At 59.3% G+C, this 19,226-nt stretch carries 20 protein-coding genes; 10 read left to right on the top strand and 10 right to left on the bottom strand.

Features of this window, described 5'->3' with window-relative positions:
• Positions 1-156: 156 nt before the first annotated feature.
• On the top strand, positions 157-1,698 hold the full coding sequence (gene murJ / locus SANT_RS08460; RefSeq protein WP_025421860.1) for a murein biosynthesis integral membrane protein MurJ: 1,542 nt from the start codon (positions 157-159) through the stop codon (positions 1,696-1,698).
• 98 nt (positions 1,699-1,796) lie between these two features.
• Here murJ and argS read toward each other — a convergent pair whose 3' ends face one another.
• The gene (gene argS, locus SANT_RS08465) at positions 1,797-3,527 is read right to left on the bottom strand and encodes an arginine--tRNA ligase (protein ID WP_025421861.1); all 1,731 of its coding nucleotides are present in this window, start codon (positions 3,525-3,527) and stop codon (positions 1,797-1,799) included.
• A gap of 231 nt (positions 3,528-3,758) precedes the next feature.
• A complete protein-coding gene (locus SANT_RS24810; RefSeq protein WP_256381638.1) occupies positions 3,759-3,884 on the bottom strand; it encodes a hypothetical protein in 126 nt (41 codons plus the stop codon).
• Between the two features lie 358 nt (positions 3,885-4,242).
• Between SANT_RS24810 and SANT_RS08475 the strand changes: the two genes are divergently transcribed.
• Positions 4,243-4,803: a VOC family protein gene (locus tag SANT_RS08475; RefSeq protein ID WP_025421863.1), complete on the top strand. Its 561-nt coding sequence runs from the start codon at positions 4,243-4,245 to the stop codon at positions 4,801-4,803.
• Positions 4,804-4,808: 5 nt separating this feature from the next.
• Here SANT_RS08475 and SANT_RS08480 read toward each other — a convergent pair whose 3' ends face one another.
• Entirely contained in the window at positions 4,809-5,975 is a 1,167-nt protein-coding gene (locus SANT_RS08480; RefSeq protein ID WP_025421864.1) for a MalY/PatB family protein, read from the bottom strand.
• A gap of 99 nt (positions 5,976-6,074) precedes the next feature.
• Here SANT_RS08480 and cutC point away from each other — a divergent pair, with 99 nt between their 5' ends.
• Entirely contained in the window at positions 6,075-6,833 is a 759-nt protein-coding gene (gene cutC / locus SANT_RS08485) for a copper homeostasis protein CutC (RefSeq protein WP_025421865.1), read from the top strand.
• Between the two features lie 275 nt (positions 6,834-7,108).
• On the opposite strand, the gene cmoB is transcribed toward cutC, so the two are convergent.
• The 5 genes from cmoB to SANT_RS08510 all read right to left on the bottom strand — a co-directional run bounded on the left by cmoB (position 7,109) and on the right by SANT_RS08510 (position 10,867).
• Entirely contained in the window at positions 7,109-8,080 is a 972-nt protein-coding gene (gene cmoB / locus SANT_RS08490) for a tRNA 5-methoxyuridine(34)/uridine 5-oxyacetic acid(34) synthase CmoB (protein WP_025421866.1), read from the bottom strand.
• Positions 8,077-8,820: a carboxy-S-adenosyl-L-methionine synthase CmoA gene (gene cmoA, locus SANT_RS08495; protein WP_025421867.1), complete on the bottom strand. Its 744-nt coding sequence runs from the start codon at positions 8,818-8,820 to the stop codon at positions 8,077-8,079. The genes cmoB and cmoA overlap by 4 nt, the downstream gene beginning before the upstream one ends.
• An 85-nt stretch (positions 8,821-8,905) precedes the next feature.
• The gene (locus SANT_RS08500) at positions 8,906-9,301 is read right to left on the bottom strand and encodes an MAPEG family protein (RefSeq protein WP_025421868.1); all 396 of its coding nucleotides are present in this window, start codon (positions 9,299-9,301) and stop codon (positions 8,906-8,908) included.
• 106 nt (positions 9,302-9,407) lie between these two features.
• Positions 9,408-10,226 carry a DUF72 domain-containing protein gene (locus SANT_RS08505; protein ID WP_025421869.1) on the bottom strand — a complete coding sequence of 273 codons (819 nt, stop codon included), beginning with the start codon at positions 10,224-10,226 and terminating at the stop codon, positions 9,408-9,410.
• A 71-nt stretch (positions 10,227-10,297) separates the two neighbouring features.
• The gene (locus SANT_RS08510) at positions 10,298-10,867 is read right to left on the bottom strand and encodes a hydrolase (protein ID WP_025421870.1); all 570 of its coding nucleotides are present in this window, start codon (positions 10,865-10,867) and stop codon (positions 10,298-10,300) included.
• A 365-nt stretch (positions 10,868-11,232) separates the two neighbouring features.
• Here SANT_RS08510 and aspS point away from each other — a divergent pair, with 365 nt between their 5' ends.
• From aspS to ruvB, 6 genes are all read left to right on the top strand, one after another.
• Positions 11,233-13,023 carry an aspartate--tRNA ligase gene (gene aspS / locus SANT_RS08515; protein WP_025421871.1) on the top strand — a complete coding sequence of 597 codons (1,791 nt, stop codon included), beginning with the start codon at positions 11,233-11,235 and terminating at the stop codon, positions 13,021-13,023.
• A complete protein-coding gene (gene nudB, locus SANT_RS08520) occupies positions 13,023-13,466 on the top strand; it encodes a dihydroneopterin triphosphate diphosphatase (RefSeq protein WP_025421872.1) in 444 nt (147 codons plus the stop codon). Before aspS ends, nudB begins: the two co-directional genes overlap by 1 nt.
• 23 nt (positions 13,467-13,489) lie before the next feature.
• Complete coding sequence (locus tag SANT_RS08525; RefSeq protein ID WP_025421873.1) at positions 13,490-14,233, top strand: YebC/PmpR family DNA-binding transcriptional regulator; 744 nt, start codon at positions 13,490-13,492, stop codon at positions 14,231-14,233.
• 43 nt (positions 14,234-14,276) lie between these two features.
• Positions 14,277-14,798, top strand: a complete 522-nt coding sequence (ruvC, locus tag SANT_RS08530; RefSeq protein WP_025421874.1) for a crossover junction endodeoxyribonuclease RuvC — start codon at positions 14,277-14,279, stop codon at positions 14,796-14,798.
• Between the two features lie 107 nt (positions 14,799-14,905).
• Complete coding sequence (gene ruvA, locus SANT_RS08535) at positions 14,906-15,523, top strand: Holliday junction branch migration protein RuvA (protein WP_025421875.1); 618 nt, start codon at positions 14,906-14,908, stop codon at positions 15,521-15,523.
• 8 nt (positions 15,524-15,531) lie between these two features.
• Positions 15,532-16,548 (top strand): Holliday junction branch migration DNA helicase RuvB, encoded by a 1,017-nt coding sequence (gene ruvB / locus SANT_RS08540; RefSeq protein ID WP_025421876.1) that lies wholly within the window; start codon positions 15,532-15,534, stop codon positions 16,546-16,548.
• Positions 16,549-16,638: 90 nt separating this feature from the next.
• Here ruvB and znuB read toward each other — a convergent pair whose 3' ends face one another.
• Together znuB and znuC are read right to left on the bottom strand one after the other, a co-directional pair.
• Positions 16,639-17,424: a zinc ABC transporter permease subunit ZnuB gene (znuB, locus tag SANT_RS08545; protein WP_025421877.1), complete on the bottom strand. Its 786-nt coding sequence runs from the start codon at positions 17,422-17,424 to the stop codon at positions 16,639-16,641.
• A complete protein-coding gene (gene znuC, locus SANT_RS08550) occupies positions 17,417-18,178 on the bottom strand; it encodes a zinc ABC transporter ATP-binding protein ZnuC (protein ID WP_025421878.1) in 762 nt (253 codons plus the stop codon). Before znuC ends, znuB begins: the two co-directional genes overlap by 8 nt.
• A 73-nt stretch (positions 18,179-18,251) precedes the next feature.
• Here znuC and znuA point away from each other — a divergent pair, with 73 nt between their 5' ends.
• Positions 18,252-19,223, top strand: a complete 972-nt coding sequence (znuA, locus tag SANT_RS08555; RefSeq protein ID WP_081730510.1) for a zinc ABC transporter substrate-binding protein ZnuA — start codon at positions 18,252-18,254, stop codon at positions 19,221-19,223.
• The last annotated feature ends 3 nt before the right edge of the window (positions 19,224-19,226 follow it).

Consider the following 19,226-nt stretch of genomic DNA (forward strand, 5'->3'; position numbering starts at 1 on the left):
GGGCGGCGCCACCGGCCGTTATCGCGACGCCGCTAACGGAGAGTAGCGATTTTCTCCGGGCAGGGTAGACTAGGCGCACCTTAACGGCTCAGGATTAGCCGGGCGGCGCGCCAAGCTTAGGTTGACGGCGTCCGGGCGGAACAGAAAAACACCACCATGAATTTATTGAAATCGCTGGCAGCGGTCAGCTCCATGACACTTTTCTCCCGCGTATTGGGGTTTATTCGCGATGCTATCGTGGCGCGGGTGTTTGGCGCCGGTATGGCGAGCGACGCCTTTTTTGTCGCCTTCAAAATACCCAATCTGCTGCGGCGTATCTTCGCCGAAGGCGCTTTCTCCCAGGCGTTTGTGCCCATTTTGGCGGAATATAAGAGCCAGCAGGGGGAGGCGGCAACGCGCGTGTTTGTCGCCTATATCGCCGGCCTGCTTACGCTGGTGCTGGCGCTGGTCACCGTCGCCGGTATGCTGGCCGCGCCTTGGGTCATTATGATCACCGCGCCGGGGTTTACCGATACGCCGGAAAAATTCGCCCTGACGACCGCGCTGTTACGTGTCACCTTTCCCTATATTTTGTTAATTTCCCTCACCTCGCTGGTGGGCGCGGTACTGAATACCTGGAACCGGTTTTCGGTGCCGGCGTTCGCGCCAACGTTGCTTAACGTCAGCATGATCGGTTTCGCGCTGCTGGCGGCGCCGCTGTTTCATCCGCCGGTGATGGCGCTGGCCTGGGCGGTGGTGGCCGGCGGCGTCCTCCAGTTAGGCTATCAGCTGCCGCACCTGAAAAAAATCGGCATGCTGGTGCTGCCCAGAGTGCAGTTTCGCGACGCCGGCGTATGGCGCGTGCTGCGGCAAATGGGGCCGGCCATTCTCGGCGTGTCAGTCAGCCAAATCTCGCTGATTATCAATACCATATTTGCCTCCTTTCTGGTGTCGGGTTCCGTCTCCTGGATGTATTACGCTGACCGCCTGATGGAGTTCCCTTCCGGAGTGCTGGGCGTGGCGTTGGGGACTATTCTGCTGCCCTCGCTGTCGCGCAGCTTTACCCGTGGCAATCACGATGAATATTCCCGTCTGCTGGATTGGGGATTACGCTTATGCTTCATGCTGGCGCTGCCCAGCGCGGTGGCGCTCGGCATTCTGGCGCACCCGCTAACGGTGGCGCTGTTCCAGTACGGCAAGTTTTCCGCCTTTGACGCCTTGATGACCCAGCGCGCGCTGATAGCCTACTCGGTGGGCCTGGTCGGCCTGATTTTGGTGAAAGTATTGGCCCCGGGATTTTACTCCCGTCAGGACATCAAAACGCCGGTGCGCGTGGCGATGATTACGCTGGTCATGACCCAAGTGATGAACTTGACCTTTATCGGCCCGCTGAAACACGCCGGTTTGTCGCTGTCCATTGGCCTGGCTGCCTGTCTCAACGCCGGGCTCTTGTATTGGCAGCTGCGCCGGCAAAACCTGTTTCAGCCGCAGCCGGGCTGGCTCGGCTTTTTCTGCCGTCTGATACTGGCGGTGATTATCATGGCGGCGGCGCTGGTCGGGCTGCTGTCGGTGATGCCGGACTGGGCGCAGGGCGCCATGTTCTGGCGGCTGTTGCGCCTGATGGGCGTGGTGGCGGCAGGGGCTATTGTTTATTTCGCCACGCTGTGGTTGGTGGGGTTCCGTCCGCGCCACTTTGCGCGCTCGGTGCAGGTTCACTAAACCCTTTCCCGCGAAAAAAAGCCGGCCCGCGCTAGGCGGGCCGGCTTAATCAACGATCGCGGCGACCAAGGGTGGCGCCATCCAAGGCTAAGCCCCGGCTACATCCGCTCGACCGTTTCGATACCCAGCAGATCCAGTCCTTGTTTCAAGGTGCGCGCGGTGAGCAGCGCCAGCTGCAGACGGCTTTGGCGTAACGCTTCGTTCTCGGCAGTCAGGATCGGACAGTGTTCGTAGAAGGCGGAAAACAGCACCGCCAAATCATAAAGATAGGCGCACAATACGTGGGGCGTGCCGTCGCGCGCTACCGTCACAATGGCCTCCTCCAGCTGCAGCAAACGAACCGCCAGCTGAGTTTCCTGCTCCACCGCCAGCCGAATAGCGCCGCTGAGCTGCTGCTCATTCTGGCCGCTGCGTTTGAATATTGAGGCGACGCGGGTGTAAGCGTATTGCATGTAGGGCGCGGTATTGCCCTCGAAACTTAGCATATTGTCCCAGTCGAAAACGTAATCGGTGGTGCGGCTTTTCGACAAATCCGCATACTTCACCGCCCCAATACCCACCACCTGCGCCAACCTTTCCAGCTCGGCGTCGTCCATGGTGGGATTTTTATCGGCAATCAGGCGGCGCGCGCGTTCCAGCGCTTCGTCCAGCAGGTCGGTGAGTTTTATGGTTCCGCCGGCCCGGGTTTTAAACGGCTTGCCGTCCTTGCCCAACATCATGCCGAACATGTGATGTTCAAGCGGTACCGATTCAGGTACGTAGCCGGCCTTGCGCACGATGGTCCAGGCCTGCATTAAATGCTGATGCTGACGTGAATCGATATAGTAAATGATGCGATCGGCTTTCAGCGTTTCATAGCGGTATTTGGCGCAGGCGATATCGGTGGTGGTATAGAGGTAAGCGCCATCCTTTTTCTGGATGATCACCCCCATAGGCTCGCCTTCTTTATTTTTGAATTCCTCAAGGAACACCACGATGGCGCCTTCGCTCTCCACCGCCAGCCCTTTGGCCTGCAAATCCGCCACGATCCCGGGGAGCATGGCGTTATACAGGCTTTCGCCCATGACGTCTTCGCGCTTGAGCGTCACGTTGAGCCGGTCATAGGTTTTCTGATTCTGCGCCATGGTGACATCCACCAGTTTGCGCCACATCCGCCGACAATACTCATCGCCGCCCTGGAGCTTCACCACATAGCCGCGCGCGCGCTCGGCGAAAGCCGGATCCTCATCATAGTGCTGTTTGGCGGCGCGATAAAAACTTTCCAAACTGGAGAGCTGCATTTCCGCTTCACCGCCGTCCTGCACTTTTTCCAGGTAGGCAATCAGCATGCCGAACTGTGTTCCCCAATCCCCGACGTGGTTGGCCCGGATAACGTTATGGCCCAAAAACGTCAGCGTGCGCACCGAGGCGTCGCCAATGATGGTCGAGCGTACATGGCCGACATGCATTTCTTTAGCGACATTGGGGGCGGAATAATCCACCACGATGGTTTGCGGCGCGACGCTTGCAACCCCTAGACGTGGCGAAGAAAGCGCCTCGACAAGCTGATTCTCCAGCCAGCGCGGGTCGAGAAAAATATTGATAAAACCGGGACCGGCGATGTCGACTTTGCGCGCGATGCCGTTCAAATCAAGCAAGCCGACGACTTTTTCCGCCAGCGCGCGGGGCGGCAGACCGAGTCGTTTGGCGATCGCCATAACGCCATTGGCCTGGTAATCGCCGAATTGGGCCTTGGCAGACTGCCGCACCTGCGCTTCGCAGTCAGCGCTCGCGCCTGCGGCAACCAGCGCCTGCTGGATTTTTTCAGAGAGAAGTGTGTGGATGTTCACCGGAATACCTTTATTGCATGGGCGGGAGGCAGGCAGAGCGCTGACATTCCCTGGCAACCTGACTACGCCACCATAACCGGGCGGCCACGGTGGTCAGATCCGAAAAATAAACCATGCTTATACCATAATCGGCGGCGGGAGTCAGTAGAGTGGGTAAGACGGATTTAACGGGCGCGGAAAGGAAAGCAGGGAGGCTGCCCGCCGCGAAGCGGGAAGCGGGATGAGGGGGCATTAACGATAGCGGCGGCGTTCTTTGCGGGAAATGCCGAGCTGATTACGATTCTTGCTGCGTAAATGCTGGATTATGGAATAGACAGCGACAATAACCAGCAACAGGCATAAAGTTAATAATAGCATTTTATATACCTTCGATTATTTAGGTGTCTAAAATAGCTGAAATAACCTGGGCGCACAATCCGCTCGACGCGCTTTAAGAATATACCTACCTTTTACGCCTCTAATCACTTTGAAATATGAGATAAAGCTGATGTTTGTAAGTGTAATGTTAGGAAATAGGGCGAACATTACCCTTTCCATTAAGTATGATAAATATTTGCCATTAAATGCCCTCTTGCAAATTAACAGATTAATCTTAATACTCTATTGCGCGCTCGCCTACCGCCCAACGGGAGGGGCGAAGCGGCCTGCGGCGCGGTGCGCCGGGCTGGGCGGGGCGCAATGCGAGGGCAACAAAGATAAATAAGGATAAAGAAAAATGAATTGGACCGACGTTCCACAATTATTGGATTTAAAAATCGATTTAGTGCGTTTTGACGCTGAGCTATACGCTTTAACGAATAGATTAGGTATTTTGCCAGAAGCTTTTCTTATCGATCATATTGCCGTGCGCTGTCATCAAACCGTGACGGCGCAACGCTGGTATCAGGGTTTCTCCCAATGCGGCCGCGTTTTGAATGAAACGAAAATTAACGGTCGTAACATTGTGTTGTTTGAACTGACGACGCCGCTGGTGTTAAAAGGACAAGCCATCCATTGTATTGAGCTGCCCTGGCCCGGCGAACGGCGATATCCCCATGAAGGATGGGAACATATTGAAATGGTGCTGCCGGGTGAAACGGATACGTTTTACCCGCGGGCGCTGGCGCTGCTCTCGGAGGGAGCATTGGCCTCGCCCGATTTGCGCATCAAACAAAGCCAGCCCCATGCTCAGGAGGAGACGCTAGCCAATCCTACGCTTGCCATCAGCGATGGCCGCGTCACCGTGAAATTCCACCCTCATCGTCTAAGCGATATCGTTACCGCCGCGCGCCGTTGACGTTATTAGGTCAGCGACCCGCTATGGGGATTGGCTCTGTCGATGGCCTGCGCCATCCTCGCCAGGGCGGCATCCAGCACCCCCCGGGTGCAGCCGAAATTGAGCCGGACAAAGCGGCGGTCGCCGAAATCGGCGCCGGCGGAGAGACCGACGCCCGCCTGTTCAAAAAAGGCGTGTGGATCGGCGACGCCCAGGCCGCTGGCGTCAATCCAGGCCAAATAGGTCGCCTCGGGGCCTGCCAGCGTTAGACCGGGCATGTCCCGCAGGCGGGCCTTGAGCCGGTCGCGATTGCCGCGCAGATAGTCAATCTGCGCCGCAAGCCAATCCTGGCCGCCGCGCCAGGCGGCGTTTGCGGCGCACAAGGCCAGCACATCCACGGCCGGCACCAAGCCCGCGCGCTGCGCGGCGAATTTCATGCGCAGGCGCGCATTGGGTATGACCGCCACCGACGCCCCGAGTCCGGCGATATTGAAGCTTTTCGACGGCGACATGAGAGTAATGCTGCGCTGTGCCGCGTCCTCGTCCAGGGACGCGAAGGGGATATGCCGCAAGCCGGGGGTCAGTAATAAGTCGCAATGAATTTCATCCGAGCACACCAGCAGATCGTGCTCACGGGCAAAGGCCAGGTGCTGCAAAAGCTCTTCGCGACGATAGGCACTTCCGCCGGGGTTGTGGGGATTGCACAGCATCAACAGGCGTTCGTTGCCGGTCAGTGCGGGATCGGTGCCGGCGAAATCCACGCACCAGCGATCGGCATCGCGCCGCATTGGCGCCAGCCGCTGTTCACGGCCCGCGCTGCGGGCGGCCGCGCGGAACGGCGGATAGATGGGATTGGGTATCACTACCGCCTCGTTTGCCGCGGTCAGCGCGCGGACCGCCAGATGCAGGCCGCTTACCAGCCCCGGCAGAAAAACGAGCCATTCCGCCTTGACCTCCCATTGATAGCGTTCGCGCATCCGCTGGATGAAAATCTCGGTCAGATCCGTCGGCGACGAGCCGTAGCCAAACACGCCGTGTTCGACACGGGCGCGCAACGCCTCGATAATACAGGGAGGGGAGCGAAAATCGGTATCGGCCACCCAGAGTGGAATGACATCCCGTCCGGCGTACTTTTGCCATTTATAACTATCGCTGTGACGCCGGTCGATACATTCATCGAAGTTGAATGCCATAGTCTTTTCCCTGCACAATTAAAAACAATAACGCCGCCGTTTAATGGCATAGTGTGCTATGCCAGTAATTCAGGGCCGTCAAGAAAGGAGTAGTATACCATGCCAAAACTGGAAGTTTGCTGCTATAGCGCGGAGTGCGCCATAACGGCCGAGCAAGCGGGCGCGGACCGGATTGAGCTTTGTTGTGCCCCAAAAGAAGGGGGATTGACGCCCGGTTTTGGAACGCTACAGGCGGTACGCGACCGCGTTGCGTTGCCGGTTCATCCCATCATTCGCCCGCGCGGCGGTGATTTTTGCTACAGCGCTGCCGAGTTTGAGGTGATGCTTAATGATGTCGCACAGGTCCGTGATATGGGCTTTCCGGGGCTGGTGATTGGCCTGCTTGATGCGGATGGGCACGTTGACCTGGCGCGTATGCGGCGCATTATGCACCTTGCCGGCACCATGGCGGTCACTTTTCACCGCGCCTTCGATATGTGCCTCAATCCTTATCAGGCGCTGCGGCAATTAACCGATTTAGGGGTGGCGCGCATCCTAAGTTCCGGTCAACAGCAAAGCGCGGAAACAGGTTTGGCGTTATTGAGGGAACTGACCGAGCTGAGTCGTGGTCCAATCATTATGGCGGGAGCGGGAGTAAGATTGACTAACCTGCATAAGTTCGTGCAAAGCGGGATCCAAGAGCTGCACAGCTCCGCCGGTCAATTTGTCCCCTCCGGCATGCGCTACCGGAAAGCGGGCGTCAGCATGAGCGCCGACAGTGAAGCGGACGAGTTCAGCCGTTATCGGGTAGACGGTGAAATGGTAGCTAATATGAAACATGCGCTGACCGTGTTGCCCGTTGCGACGCGTCCGGCGTGATAACCGATTTTGCCGCGCACACGCTTAAACCCACGTGATGCTTGCAAGTACCAAGCCCCAACCTCTTGTTGGGGCTTCTTTTTATCTCGCGTTAGACGCTGTTAGCGGCACTCCTGGCCCGACGCTATGACGACTGGCCCTCACACCTTTAGCCCCGGCGCCGGCCACCGGACGCGTCAGCGCGCCTGCCGTTATCGATGATGGGGCGCAGAGTCGCGGCGGGAGGGCGCAAATAGGCGTCGAAGGGGCGCTTAGGCCCCACGCCCCGTTTGCCGTCAGGGTTTCTCCGCCACGATAACCGCCCGCAGCGGAGCGGGGTGGCCCTCGATGGTCAATCGCGGGTCGTCGGGGTGCAGGAAATCCGCCAGAGATTCGCTGGTCATCCACGTCGTGCGCCGCTGTTCATCAGTGTTGGTCACCGACATATCCACCTGACGCACATTGACAAACCCGCATTTTTCCAGCCAGCCGATCAGGGCGGCGGGGGAGGGAATGAAGTAGACATTGCGCATTTGGGCGTAACGCTCCCCGGGGACCAGCACCTGGTTCTGGTCGCCTTCGATGACCAGGGTTTCCAACACCAGTTCACCGCCGCTGACCAATTGATTCTTCAACTGCAACAGATGATCGAGCGGCGAGCGACGATGATACAGCACCCCCATGGAAAACACGGTGTCAAATGCGGCCAATTCCGGTAACTGCTCAATGCCCAACGGCAGCAGATGCGCCCGTAAATCACCGCCGAGCAGCTTGCGCACCGCGGTAAATTGGCAATAAAACAGCTGCATCGGATCGATGCCGACCGCCAGCTGCGCGCCGGCGCCCACCATCCGCCACAGATGGTAACCGCTGCCGCAGCCCACATCCAAGATAAGCCGGCCGGCCAGCGGCGCGATATGCGGCACCACGCGTTCCCATTTCCAGTCAGAGCGCCATTCGGTGTCGATAGTGACGCCATGAAGCGAAAAGGGGCCTTTACGCCACGGCATCAGCTGGCGCAGCAGGGATTCGATCCCCGCCTGCTGGCCGATGGGCAACGGCGGATGGCTGTCCGCGCTTACGCCGTGCAGCAGATCCAGACGCGCGGGGGTCAGCGTAGGCAGTTTTTCCACCGCGTTAAACCACTGGGTAAACTTGCCGTGCAACGAAGTGTGCTCCCACTCGCTCAGTTGTGCGGGCAGGGTATTGAGCCAGTGGCTCAATGGACTCTTGGCGATAAGCTGATAAAAATCGGCAAACTGACTCACTGCCCGCTCTCCGGTTTAATGGCAATCAATGAGCCGAAATTGAAGCATTGGAACCAGACCTCGGCATGACCGAAACCCGCCTCGGCCAGACGCTGTTTATGCACTTCCACCGTGTCGGTGAGCATCACATTTTCCAGCATGCTGCGTTTCTGGCTGATCTCCAGTTCGCTATAGCCATTGGCCCGTTTGAAATCGTGATGCATATCGAACAATAGCCCGCCGATGCGCCGATCCTGAAAACTGAATTTTTCCGATAGCACCACGGCACCGCCGGGATTAAGCCCCTGATAAATGCGATTCAGCAATGTCTGGCGCTGCTCGGGTTCGAGAAATTGCAAGGTGAAATTGAGCACCACCAGCGAGGCGTTTTCGATAGGGACGGTGCGTATATCCCCTTCGACGATCTCCGTTGGCGTCTTTGCGCGGAACGCTTCGATATGGCGCCGACAGCGGGCTATCATCGCCGGCGAGTTGTCCACCGCGATAATGCGGCAATCGGTGTGGTTGATGGCGCGGCGCATTGCGAGCGTCGCGGCGCCGAGGGCGCAGCCGAGATCGTAAATCTGCGTTCCCGCGCGGGCAAAGCGGCCGGCCAACATTCCGATCATCGAGATAATATTGGAATAGCCGGGGACGGAACGCTGGATCATATCAGGAAAGACTTCGGCGACGCGATCGTCGAAAGTCCAGTCGCCCAGGCTGGCTATGGGCGCCGAGAAAAGGTCATCACGATGGGTCATGGCAAAAGGCGTCGTTATGCAAAACATCTATTCTATCAGAAAGCGGCGATAAAGCATGTATCCCGCGCGCCGCCGCGTGCCGTTCTTACTGCCAACTGAGCACCACATCCCAAGGCATGAACCAGAGATTAAGCAGCACCATCAGCATCAACGCGCAATAAGTGGCGCTCATGCCGGCTCGCCGCCAGCGGTATTCCCGCGTGCGCAGACCGTAATAGTGCATTAGCCGCCCGGCCATCAGCAGCAGCCCGCAGATGTGCAACGTCCAGTTGGGGGTCCCGTTCATTTCCAGCAACACCAGTAAAATCAGGCCGATGGGAATATATTCCACCGCGTTGCCGTGCACCCGGATAGCGGTCTGTAATTCATAAAAACCGCCGTCACCCGTGGCCACGCGGTATTGGGTCCTGAGCCTGACGACATCCAGCGATAACTTTATCAGCAACAATGCGCCCAGCACGACATAAAGCGCGCTTACCATCCTAACGTTACTCCCTCGTTCACCCCATATTTCGCGTGCAAAATAATAGCCTGTGTCACCGGCGGTGTCGCAAAAAAAAGCGAGTGGTTCACGCGGTTTTGACCGCTCAGAAAAGCGTTTCCTGCTGGGGCCAATGCGGCGTTGGGCCCATGGCGGGGATTTGTGCTGCCAATTTCGGCCACAAATGCTGGACCAGCGGCGGCGCGAAGGCAATATCCGGCGTGTGGATAAACAAAAACGGCGTTCCCCGCTGTTGCCATTGCGGCAGACGGGCCAGCCACGGCTGGAACAGCGCGACGTTATCGTCGGGATCGTCGGCACCGATAAAGCGCACCAGCGGCCGCCCGGCGGTTACCACCGCATGCACCGGCAGCTTGGGTTTTTGTTGCTTGGCGGCGCGCAGCGCTGGGGACGTGGGGCGCGCCGCATGGACCGGTCGGCTATCGAGGATCACCCGGTTGACGCCCCGCTGCTGCAGGCCGCGGTTTAGCGCGCGCTCTTCGTCTTGTTTAGTAAAGAACGCCGGATGGCGCACCTCCACGCCGTAATGGAAATCCGCCGGCAGCGCGTCAAGAAAGGCCCACAATCGGTCCAGATCGGCCGGGCCAAACGCCGCCGGCAGTTGAAGCCAATATTGCCCGATACGATCCGCCAGCGGCGCGAGAGTGGCGAAAAACGCCGCCAGCGGCGACTGGAAGTGGCGCAGCCCGCCCTGGTGGCTGATGGTGGCCGGAAACTTAAAGCAAAAGCGAAACGTCTCCGGCGTCATAGCGCGCCACTCGCGCACTCGCCCGGCATCGGGCAGCGCGTACAGCGTGGTATTGCCCTCCACGCAGTTGAAGTGGCGGGCGTAATCCGCCAGCGTACGCAGCCCGTAGCGGCCCCAGCCGCTGTGCTGCCACTGGGGCAAGCCGATATAGAGCATAGCGTCTCCAGAAAGAAGGGGCGGCCGCGTGACGCCGATGCCCGAGGCGGATTTCCCGCCCGCCGCGGGCGCTAACCGGCCAGGGCGTCAAGCACTTCCGCACTGCGGCGCACGCGGCCCAGGCGCGGGAAGATATGCTGGAAGCTGCCGTTATGCTGGGCCTCATCGTGGGCGCTGCAAATATCTTCCACCAGCACCAGCTCGAAACCTAGCTCCCAGGCATTCCGCGCGGTAGACTCCACGCCAATATTAGTGGAAATGCCGCCCAAGACAATGGTTTGAATACCGCGCCGGCGCAGCTGCATTTCCAAATCGGTGCCGTAGAAGGCGCCCCACTGACGCTTTATGACCCGAATGTCGCTGTCTTGCGCCTGTAGGGCCGCGGGAATGTCCCACCAGTTGGCCGGCAGCGGGCCGCCGCTGGCGCTATCCACCGGCTGTTTCAATGCGTCGGCGAAATCGGCCGACCAGCCCACGCGGACCAGAAATACCGGCGCGTGCGCGTCGCGAAAACCCTGCGCCAGCACGGCCGCGCGTTTGACGACGTCCGCGGCGCTGTGCGGGCCGCCGGCGAAGGGTAAAATCCCTTCTTGTAAATCGATGAGCACCAAGGCGGTACGAGAAGGACTGAGCTTAAGCATGAGATCTCCGTGAGTCAATATTGCCCGACACCCGCGCGTGGGCCGGGCCGGTCAACCAAGAGTATGTTACTCCATGCGGGATGTGACAGCGTTGGCGCGGTGAATTTTGTTAATATTTATGAGGAGAATCGCTAATTTCAGCGACGGGGGCGTTGGCAGCGCAGACGGGCTTATGCTGTGCCTGAAATTCCTTTATAATGACCGCCTTTCAAACGCCGGCCCGTGCAGCGCGCACCCGCCGGCCGGTGATGCCGGGCAAAGACTCGGCGCCGGTTCGCCCACGCCGGGCGCAGCCATTAATGAATAACAGCTCGTTTTGTCCCATTCCGGCACCCGCTGACGGGCTGAATTTTAAGGATATCCTAATGCGTACTGTATATTGCGGACAGCTGAACCTGTCACATGTTGGCCAGGAAGTGACGTTATGCGGTTGGGTCAACCGCCGTCGCGATCTTGGCGGTCTGATTTTCATCGACATGCGTGACCGGGAAGGCCTAGTGCAGGTGTTTTTTGATCCCGATCGTCAGGACGCCTTCGCCCGCGCCGCCGAGCTGCGCAATGAATTCTGTCTGCAACTGACCGGTATCGTGCGCGCCCGCCCGGACAGTCAGGTCAATAGCGATATGGCCACCGGCGCCGTAGAAGTCCTGGCCACCCAACTGACCATTATCAACCGCTCGGAGCCGCTGCCGCTCGACGCCAATCAGAATAATACCGAAGAGCAGCGCCTGAAATTCCGCTACCTCGATTTACGTCGTCCCGTCATGGCGCAGCGCCTCAAAACGCGGGCGCGTATCTCCAGCTTCGTGCGCCGTTTCATGGATGCCGAAGGGTTTCTCGATATCGAAACGCCGATGTTGACCAAAGCGACGCCGGAAGGCGCGCGCGATTACCTGGTGCCCAGCCGGGTGCATAAAGGCAAGTTTTACGCCTTGCCGCAGTCGCCGCAACTGTTTAAACAGCTGCTAATGATGTCGGGTTTCGACCGCTACTACCAGATCGTGAAATGTTTTCGCGATGAAGACCTGCGCGCCGATCGTCAGCCGGAGTTCACCCAGATCGACGTAGAAACGTCATTCATGACTGCGGCGCAGGTGCGCGAGGTGATGGAGCGGCTGGTGCGCGATTTGTGGCGCGACATTACCGGCGTCGACCTGGGCGTTTTCCCGCAGATGACCTATGCCGACGCCATGCGCCGCTTCGGTTCCGACAAACCCGATTTGCGCAATCCGATGGAGCTGGTGGATGTGGCGGATCTGGTCAAAGACGTGGCGTTTAACGTGTTTTCCGCGCCCGCCAACGACGCCAAGGGGCGCGTGGCGGCGCTGCGCGTGCCCGGTGGCGCGCAGTTGAGCCGCAAGCAGATTGACGAATACGGCAAATATATTGAAATCTATGGCGCCAAAGGGCTGGCGTGGATGAAGGTCAACCAGCGCGACGCCGGCGCGGAAGGGGTGCAAAGCCCGGTGGCGAAATTTCTGGGGCCGCAGGTGATTGAACAGATTCTGGCACGCACCGGCGCCGCCGATGGCGATATCCTTTTCTTTGGCGCGGATCGCAAAAACGTTGTAACCGATGCGCTGGGCGCGCTGCGCCTCAAGCTCGGCCTGGATCTGCAGCTCACGGAGACCGACCGCTGGGCGCCGCTGTGGGTGGTCGACTTCCCGATGTTTGAGGAAGACGAAGACGGCGGCCTGGCCGCAATGCATCATCCCTTCACCGCGCCGAAGGAGATCGATGCCCAGACCCTGGCCGCCTGCCCGACCGCGGCGGTGGCCAACGCCTACGATATGGTGATCAACGGTTACGAGGTCGGCGGCGGCTCGGTGCGTATCCACCGCGGCGACATGCAGCAGACCGTGTTCGGCATTCTGGGTATCAATGAACACGAACAGCAGGAGAAATTCGGTTTCCTGCTCGATGCGCTGAAATACGGCACGCCGCCCCACGCGGGCCTGGCCTTCGGCCTGGATCGTCTGGTGATGCTGCTGACCGGCACCGACAATATCCGCGATGTTATTGCGTTTCCGAAAACCACCGCGGCGGCGGATCTGATGACCGAAGCCCCCAGCTTCGGCAATGCCGAGGCGTTGGCCGATCTGTCGATTGCGGTCGTCGGTAAGGGTAAGGAAGCGATGGAAAACGGTCGGTCTTAATGGCTTATAAACGCCCAATTTCGGTGCTGGTGGTCATCTCTGCCGCCGACAGCGGGCGGGTTTTGATGTTACAGCGCCGGGATGACCCGGCATTTTGGCAGTCGGTTACCGGCAGTATAGACGCCGGTGAACGTCCGGCGGCGGCGGCGCGGCGAGAAGTGCGCGAAGAAACCGGGTTTGATGCTGATGCCGCGGGAGTGACGTTCACCGATTGCCAGCGCTGCATTCAATTTGAGATTTTTAGTCATTTTCGCCACCGTTACGCGCCCGGAGTGACGCACAATACAGAATATTGGTTCTGTTTGACGCTACCCTGTGAGCAGGCGCCCGCGTTAAGCGAGCATCTCAGCTGGCGCTGGATGGCCGCCGCCGACGCCGCCGCGCTGACCAAATCCTGGAGTAACCGGCAGGCGATTGAAGAATTTGTTATTTATCCGGCCTGAGAAGGCTTTTTTCGGAGAGAGATATGGCAGGTCATAGTAAGTGGGCCAATACCAAGCATCGTAAAGCCGCACAGGACGCCAAACGCGGGAAAATTTTCACCAAGATTATCCGCGAATTGGTCACCGCCGCCAGATTGGGCGGCGGGGATGTCGGCTCCAACCCTCGCTTGCGCGCGGCGGTGGATAAAGCCTTGGCGAATAACATGACGCGTGACACGCTCAATCGCGCCATCGCCCGCGGCGTGGGGGGAGATGACGACGCCCAGATGGAGACCATCATTTATGAGGGCTATGGTCCAGGCGGTACCGCGGTCATGGTTGAATGCCTGAGCGATAACCGCAACCGCACCGTGTCCGAGGTGCGCCACGCCTTCACCAAGACCGGCGGTAATTTGGGCACCGATGGCTCCGTCGCGTATCTGTTTACCAAAAGAGGGGTGATTTCGTTTGCGCCGGGCCTGAGCGAAGATACCATCATGGACGCGGCGCTGGAAGCCGGCGCCGATGACGTTATCACTTATGATGACGGCGCGATCGATGTGTACACCACGCCGGACGCGTTCGGTGAAGTCAAAGACGCGCTGGAAGCGGCTGGCCTAACGCCGGAAGCCTCGGAAGTGGCGCTGGTCCCGTCTACCCGTGCCGATCTGGACGCTGAGACCGCGCCCAAACTACTGCGCCTTATCGATATGCTGGAAGACTCCGATGATGTGCAGGAAGTCTACCACAACGGTGAGATTTCCGATGAGGTGGCGGCGACCCTGTGATGACCGGTTTCCCGCGGTATTGCGCAAGCCAGGCGGCAGCGGTATGACCGTGATATTGGGTATCGATCCCGGCTCGCGCATTACCGGCTACGGTATCGTGCGCCAGGATGGGCGTAAACTGAGCTACCTGGGCAGCGGCTGTATCCGTACCAAAGTGGACGATCTGCCCGGTCGCCTGAAGCTTATCTATGCCGGCGTCAGCGAAATTATCACGCAGTTTCAGCCCGACTGTCTGGCGATTGAGCAGGTTTTCATGGCCAAAAACGCCGACTCGGCGCTAAAGCTGGGCCAGGCGCGCGGCGTCGCCATCGTGGCGGCGATCAACCTGGATTTACCGGTGTTTGAATATGCCGCCCGTCAGGTGAAACAGACGGTGGTAGGCACGGGGTCGGCGGAGAAAGGCCAGGTACAGCATATGGTGCGTAGCCTATTAACGTTATCGGCCAACCCGCAGGCGGACGCCGCCGATGCGTTAGCTATCGCCATCACCCATTGCCACGTCAGCCAGAATGCCCTGCGCATGGGCAACGGCGGGCTTAATTTGGCGCGCGGCAGGCTAAGCTGACCGCCGGTTAGGCGCGTTTACCTTCAGGCTGGATATCCATCCAGCCTTTATTATGTTATAAGCATAACCATCAAAAGCAATAACCTGACGCGTAAAGGAAGGTCGAGGTGATCGGACGTCTCAGAGGCATCATTCTGGAAAAGCAGCCGCCGCAGGTGCTGTTGGAAACGCATGGGGTGGGTTATGAGGTGCAATTGCCGATGACCTGTTTCTATGCCCTGCCGGAAACCGGTCAGGAGGCGGTTATCTTCACCCATTTCGTAGTGCGTGAGGACGCCCAGTTGCTGTTTGGTTTTATTCATAAGCAGGAACGGGTGCTGTTTCGCGAACTGATTAAAGTAAACGGCGTCGGGCCGAAGCTGGCGCTGGCAATTCTCTCCGGGATGTCGGCGCAGCAGTTTGTCAGCGCCGTGGAGCGCCAGGAAATTAACGCGCTGGTGAAATTGCCCGGCGTCGGCAAGAAGACCGCGGAACGGCTGGTGGTGGAAATGAAGGACAGATTCAAAGGGCTGTCCGGCGATCTGTTCGCCCCTCAGGGCGTGGGCGATATCCCACCCGCCATCGACGCGCAGATCAATCCGGCCGATCCCGAGAGCGAAGCGGTTGCCGCGCTGGTGGCGCTGGGGTATAAACCGCAGGAGGCAAGCCGGATGGTGAGCAAAGTGGCGAGCGCCGGCGCCGATTGTGAAATGCTTATCCGTGATGCGCTGCGCGCTGCGCTGTGAGGTAGAGGATGATAGAAGCCGATCGACTGATGAGTGCCGCGACGGTGACGGAAGAAGAGGTAATCGACCGCGCCATCCGGCCGAAAACGCTGGCGGACTATATCGGCCAGCCCCACGTGCGCGAGCAGATGGAGATTTTCATTCAGGCGGCGAAAATGCGCGGCGACGCGCTCGATCATTTGCTCATCTCGGGGCCGCCCGGGCTGGGTAAAACCACGCTGGCGAACATTGTCGCCAACGAGATGGGGGTCAATCTGCGCACCACCTCGGGCCCGGTGCTGGAAAAAGCCGGCGATCTGGCGGCGATGCTGACCAACCTTGAGCCCCATGACGTTTTATTTATCGATGAGATCCATCGGCTTTCGCCGGTAGTCGAGGAAGTGCTTTATCCGGCGATGGAGGATTATCAGCTGGATATCATGATAGGCGAAGGGCCGGCCGCGCGCTCAATCAAAATCGAGCTCCCGCCGTTTACCCTGGTGGGCGCCACCACCCGCGCAGGCTCGTTAACGCCGCCGCTGCGCGACCGCTTTGGTATCGTGCAGCGGCTGGAGTTTTATCAGACGGGGGATTTACAGCATATTGTCAGCCGCAGCGCCGCCTGCCTGGCGCTGAACATTACCGAAGGCGGCGCGCGGGAAATCGCGCGACGGGCGCGCGGTACGCCGCGTATCGCCAACCGGCTGCTGCGCCGGGTCCGTGACTTTGCCGATGTGCGGGCCGCGGGCCACATCAGCGATGAGGTGGCGGTGAACGCGCTGAATATGCTGAATGTCGATACTGAAGGGTTCGACTTCATGGATCGCAAACTGCTGCTGGCCATCATCGATAAATTTGTCGGCGGACCGGTAGGGTTGGATAACCTGGCGGCGGCAATCGGCGAAGAGCGCGAGACAATCGAAGATGTGCTGGAGCCGTTTTTGATCCAGCAAGGGTTTATACAGCGAACACCCCGCGGGCGTATCGCCACCGTCCACGCCTATCGCCATTTCGGGCTTGAGGGACACGGCGGCGAAGACGCATAACGCCGCCGGCGCCGAGCATCAGCGGCCGCCTCCCACCGCGACGCAGTGGCCGCAGGCGGCGCATAACAGGGTGTCCTGCGCCCGCGGCGGTCAAGCGCGCGCTTTGACGCTCAGGCTGAGCAGGAACAGCACCGAGGCGCACAGCACAACGGACGGGCCGGCCGGGGTATCGTAGAGCGCGGAAAAGGCCAATCCGCCGGTGACCGCCAGCGCGCCCGCGAGGGTAGCGTATAACGCCATCTGCTCCGGGCTACGCGCACAACGGCGGGCCGCCGCGGCGGGAATGATGAGCAGCGAAGTAATAATCAACGCACCGACAAACTTCATCGCCAGCCCGATGGTCAGCGCGGTAACCAGCATCAACAACAGCTTGACGCGGGGCAGGGGGATACCGTCTACGTGGGCCAATTCGGGGCTGATGGTCACGGACAATAGCGCGCGCCACTGCCACAAGATAAGCGTCAGCACTACCGCAACCCCCGCGCCCACCAGCGCAATGTCCTGCGGCGTGACCGCCAGCAGATCGCCAAACAGATAGGCCATCAAATCGACCCGCACCCCCTGCATCAGGCTGACCACGACCAGGCCCAGAGAGAGCGAACCGTGCGCCATGATGCCCAACAACGTATCGATGGCCAACTGGGGGAAGCGTTCCAGCCATACCAGCCCGAGCGCCAGCGCCAGCGTAACCGCGATCACCGCGTAGAACGGATTGATGTTCAGCAACAGGCCGAAAGCGACGCCCAACAGCGAGGCGTGGGCGAGAGTATCGCCGAAATACGACATTTTGCGCCACACCACGAAGGCGCCGAGGGGACCGGCCGCCAGCGATAACAGCACGCCGGCGAACCAGCCTGGGAGCAATAATTCAATCATGGCGACAGGCTCCTTGCGCGGGCGGCACGACCTCGCCCTGCAAATCGTGGCGGTGGTTATGTTGATGGTGGTAGATCGCGAGCGGCGCCGGTCCGCGCTGGCCGAACATGGCGATAAAATCCGGGTGGGCCGAGACGACATCCGGCGTGCCAGAACAGCAGATATGGTGATTGAGGCACAGCACTTCATCGGTTTTCGCCATCACCAGATGTAAATCATGCGATACCATCAACACTGCGCAACCGAGAGCCCGGCGAAGGTTGTCGATTAAATCATACAGCGCCACCTGGCCGTTGACATCCACGCCCTGCGTCGGCTCGTCCAGCACCAATAGCTGTGGCGAATTGAGCAGGGCGCGCGCCAGCAGCACCCGCTGCATCTCTCCCCCGGAAAGTTTCTGCATGGGCGCCGTCTGCAGATGTTGCGCCTGTACCCGCGCCAGCGACGGCGCTATATCGCTTTTCTTGACGCCCGGACGCAGACGCATAAAGCGTTCCACCGTCAGCGGCAACGTCGGGTCCAGATGTATTTTTTGCGGGACATACCCCATACGCAGTTTGGGCTGGCGCTTAAGCGTCCCCTCGGTAGGGGCGATAAGCCCGAGCACCACCCGCACCAGCGTCGACTTGCCGGCGCCGTTCGGGCCCAGCAGCGTAAGAATGTGACCGGGGCGCAGGGTGAAAGAGATATCGTGCAGCACCGCTTTACGGCCAAAGGCGACGCCGATGTGTTCCAGAATTACCAAATCGGTCATGATGATTACTGTTGTTAAATTGCCGCGTTATTATAACATAACAATCCGCTTCGTTGCCGATGAGAATATTGCCATGCCTGCATCCTATCCCGCCGCTTTGCTGCGCGCCGTGGGTCGTACCTGCCGTTTCGTCTGCCTTGGCGCCGCGTTAGGGATGGCGACGGGCGTCAACGCGCAGGCGGCGGTTGTTGCCTCGCTCCGCCCGCTGGGGTTTATCGCCGCCGCCGTCGCCGATGGCGTTATGCCGGTGGAGATAGTGTTGCCCGATGGCGCCTCGCCCCATGATTATGCGTTGCGGCCGACGGATGCGCTGCGGTTAAAGAGAGCCGATGTACTGGTGTGGGTAGGGCCGGAAATGGAGGCGTTTCTCTCTGGACCCGCCGCCTCGCTGCCTGCTGCGCGGCGCATTACCCTGGCCAGCCTGCCGTCCGTTAAGCCGCTATTGCAAAAAGGCGGCGAAGAAGTGCATGAAAATCATGGGCATGACCACGATGGCGGTGGCGACGATGGCCATCACCACGGCGAATATAATATGCATCTGTGGCTATCGCCGGCCATCGCCCGGCGCACGGCGGAGGCGATCCATGACCGTCTGCTGGAGTTAATGCCCGAAAAGAAACAACAATTGGACGATAATCTGCGAATTTTCAACGCTGTCTTGACAAAAAATGACAAAAATATCGCTACAATGCTGGCACCCGTTCGCGCTAAAGGGTATTACGTATTTCACGATGCGTATGGGTATTTTGAAACATACTATGGCCTGACGCCGTTAGGATATTTCACCATCAATCCCGAAATACAACCCGGCGCCCAGGTTTTACACAAAATCAGAACACAGTTGGTTGAGCAAAAAGCGACCTGTATTTTTGCTGAGCCACAATTCAGGCCAGCCGTTATCAACGCCGTCGCCCGCGGGACATCCGTGCATATTGGCACCCTGGACCCGCTGGGAATGGGTATCGCCTTGGACAAGGAAAGCTACGCGCGCTTTCTGTCGCAATTGGCGAACCAGTACGTGAGCTGCCTGGAGAAGAACACATGAGGA

Origin of the sequence: Sodalis praecaptivus, assembly GCF_000517425.1 — a bacterium.
Classification (GTDB): domain Bacteria; phylum Pseudomonadota; class Gammaproteobacteria; order Enterobacterales; family Enterobacteriaceae; genus Sodalis_A; species Sodalis_A praecaptivus.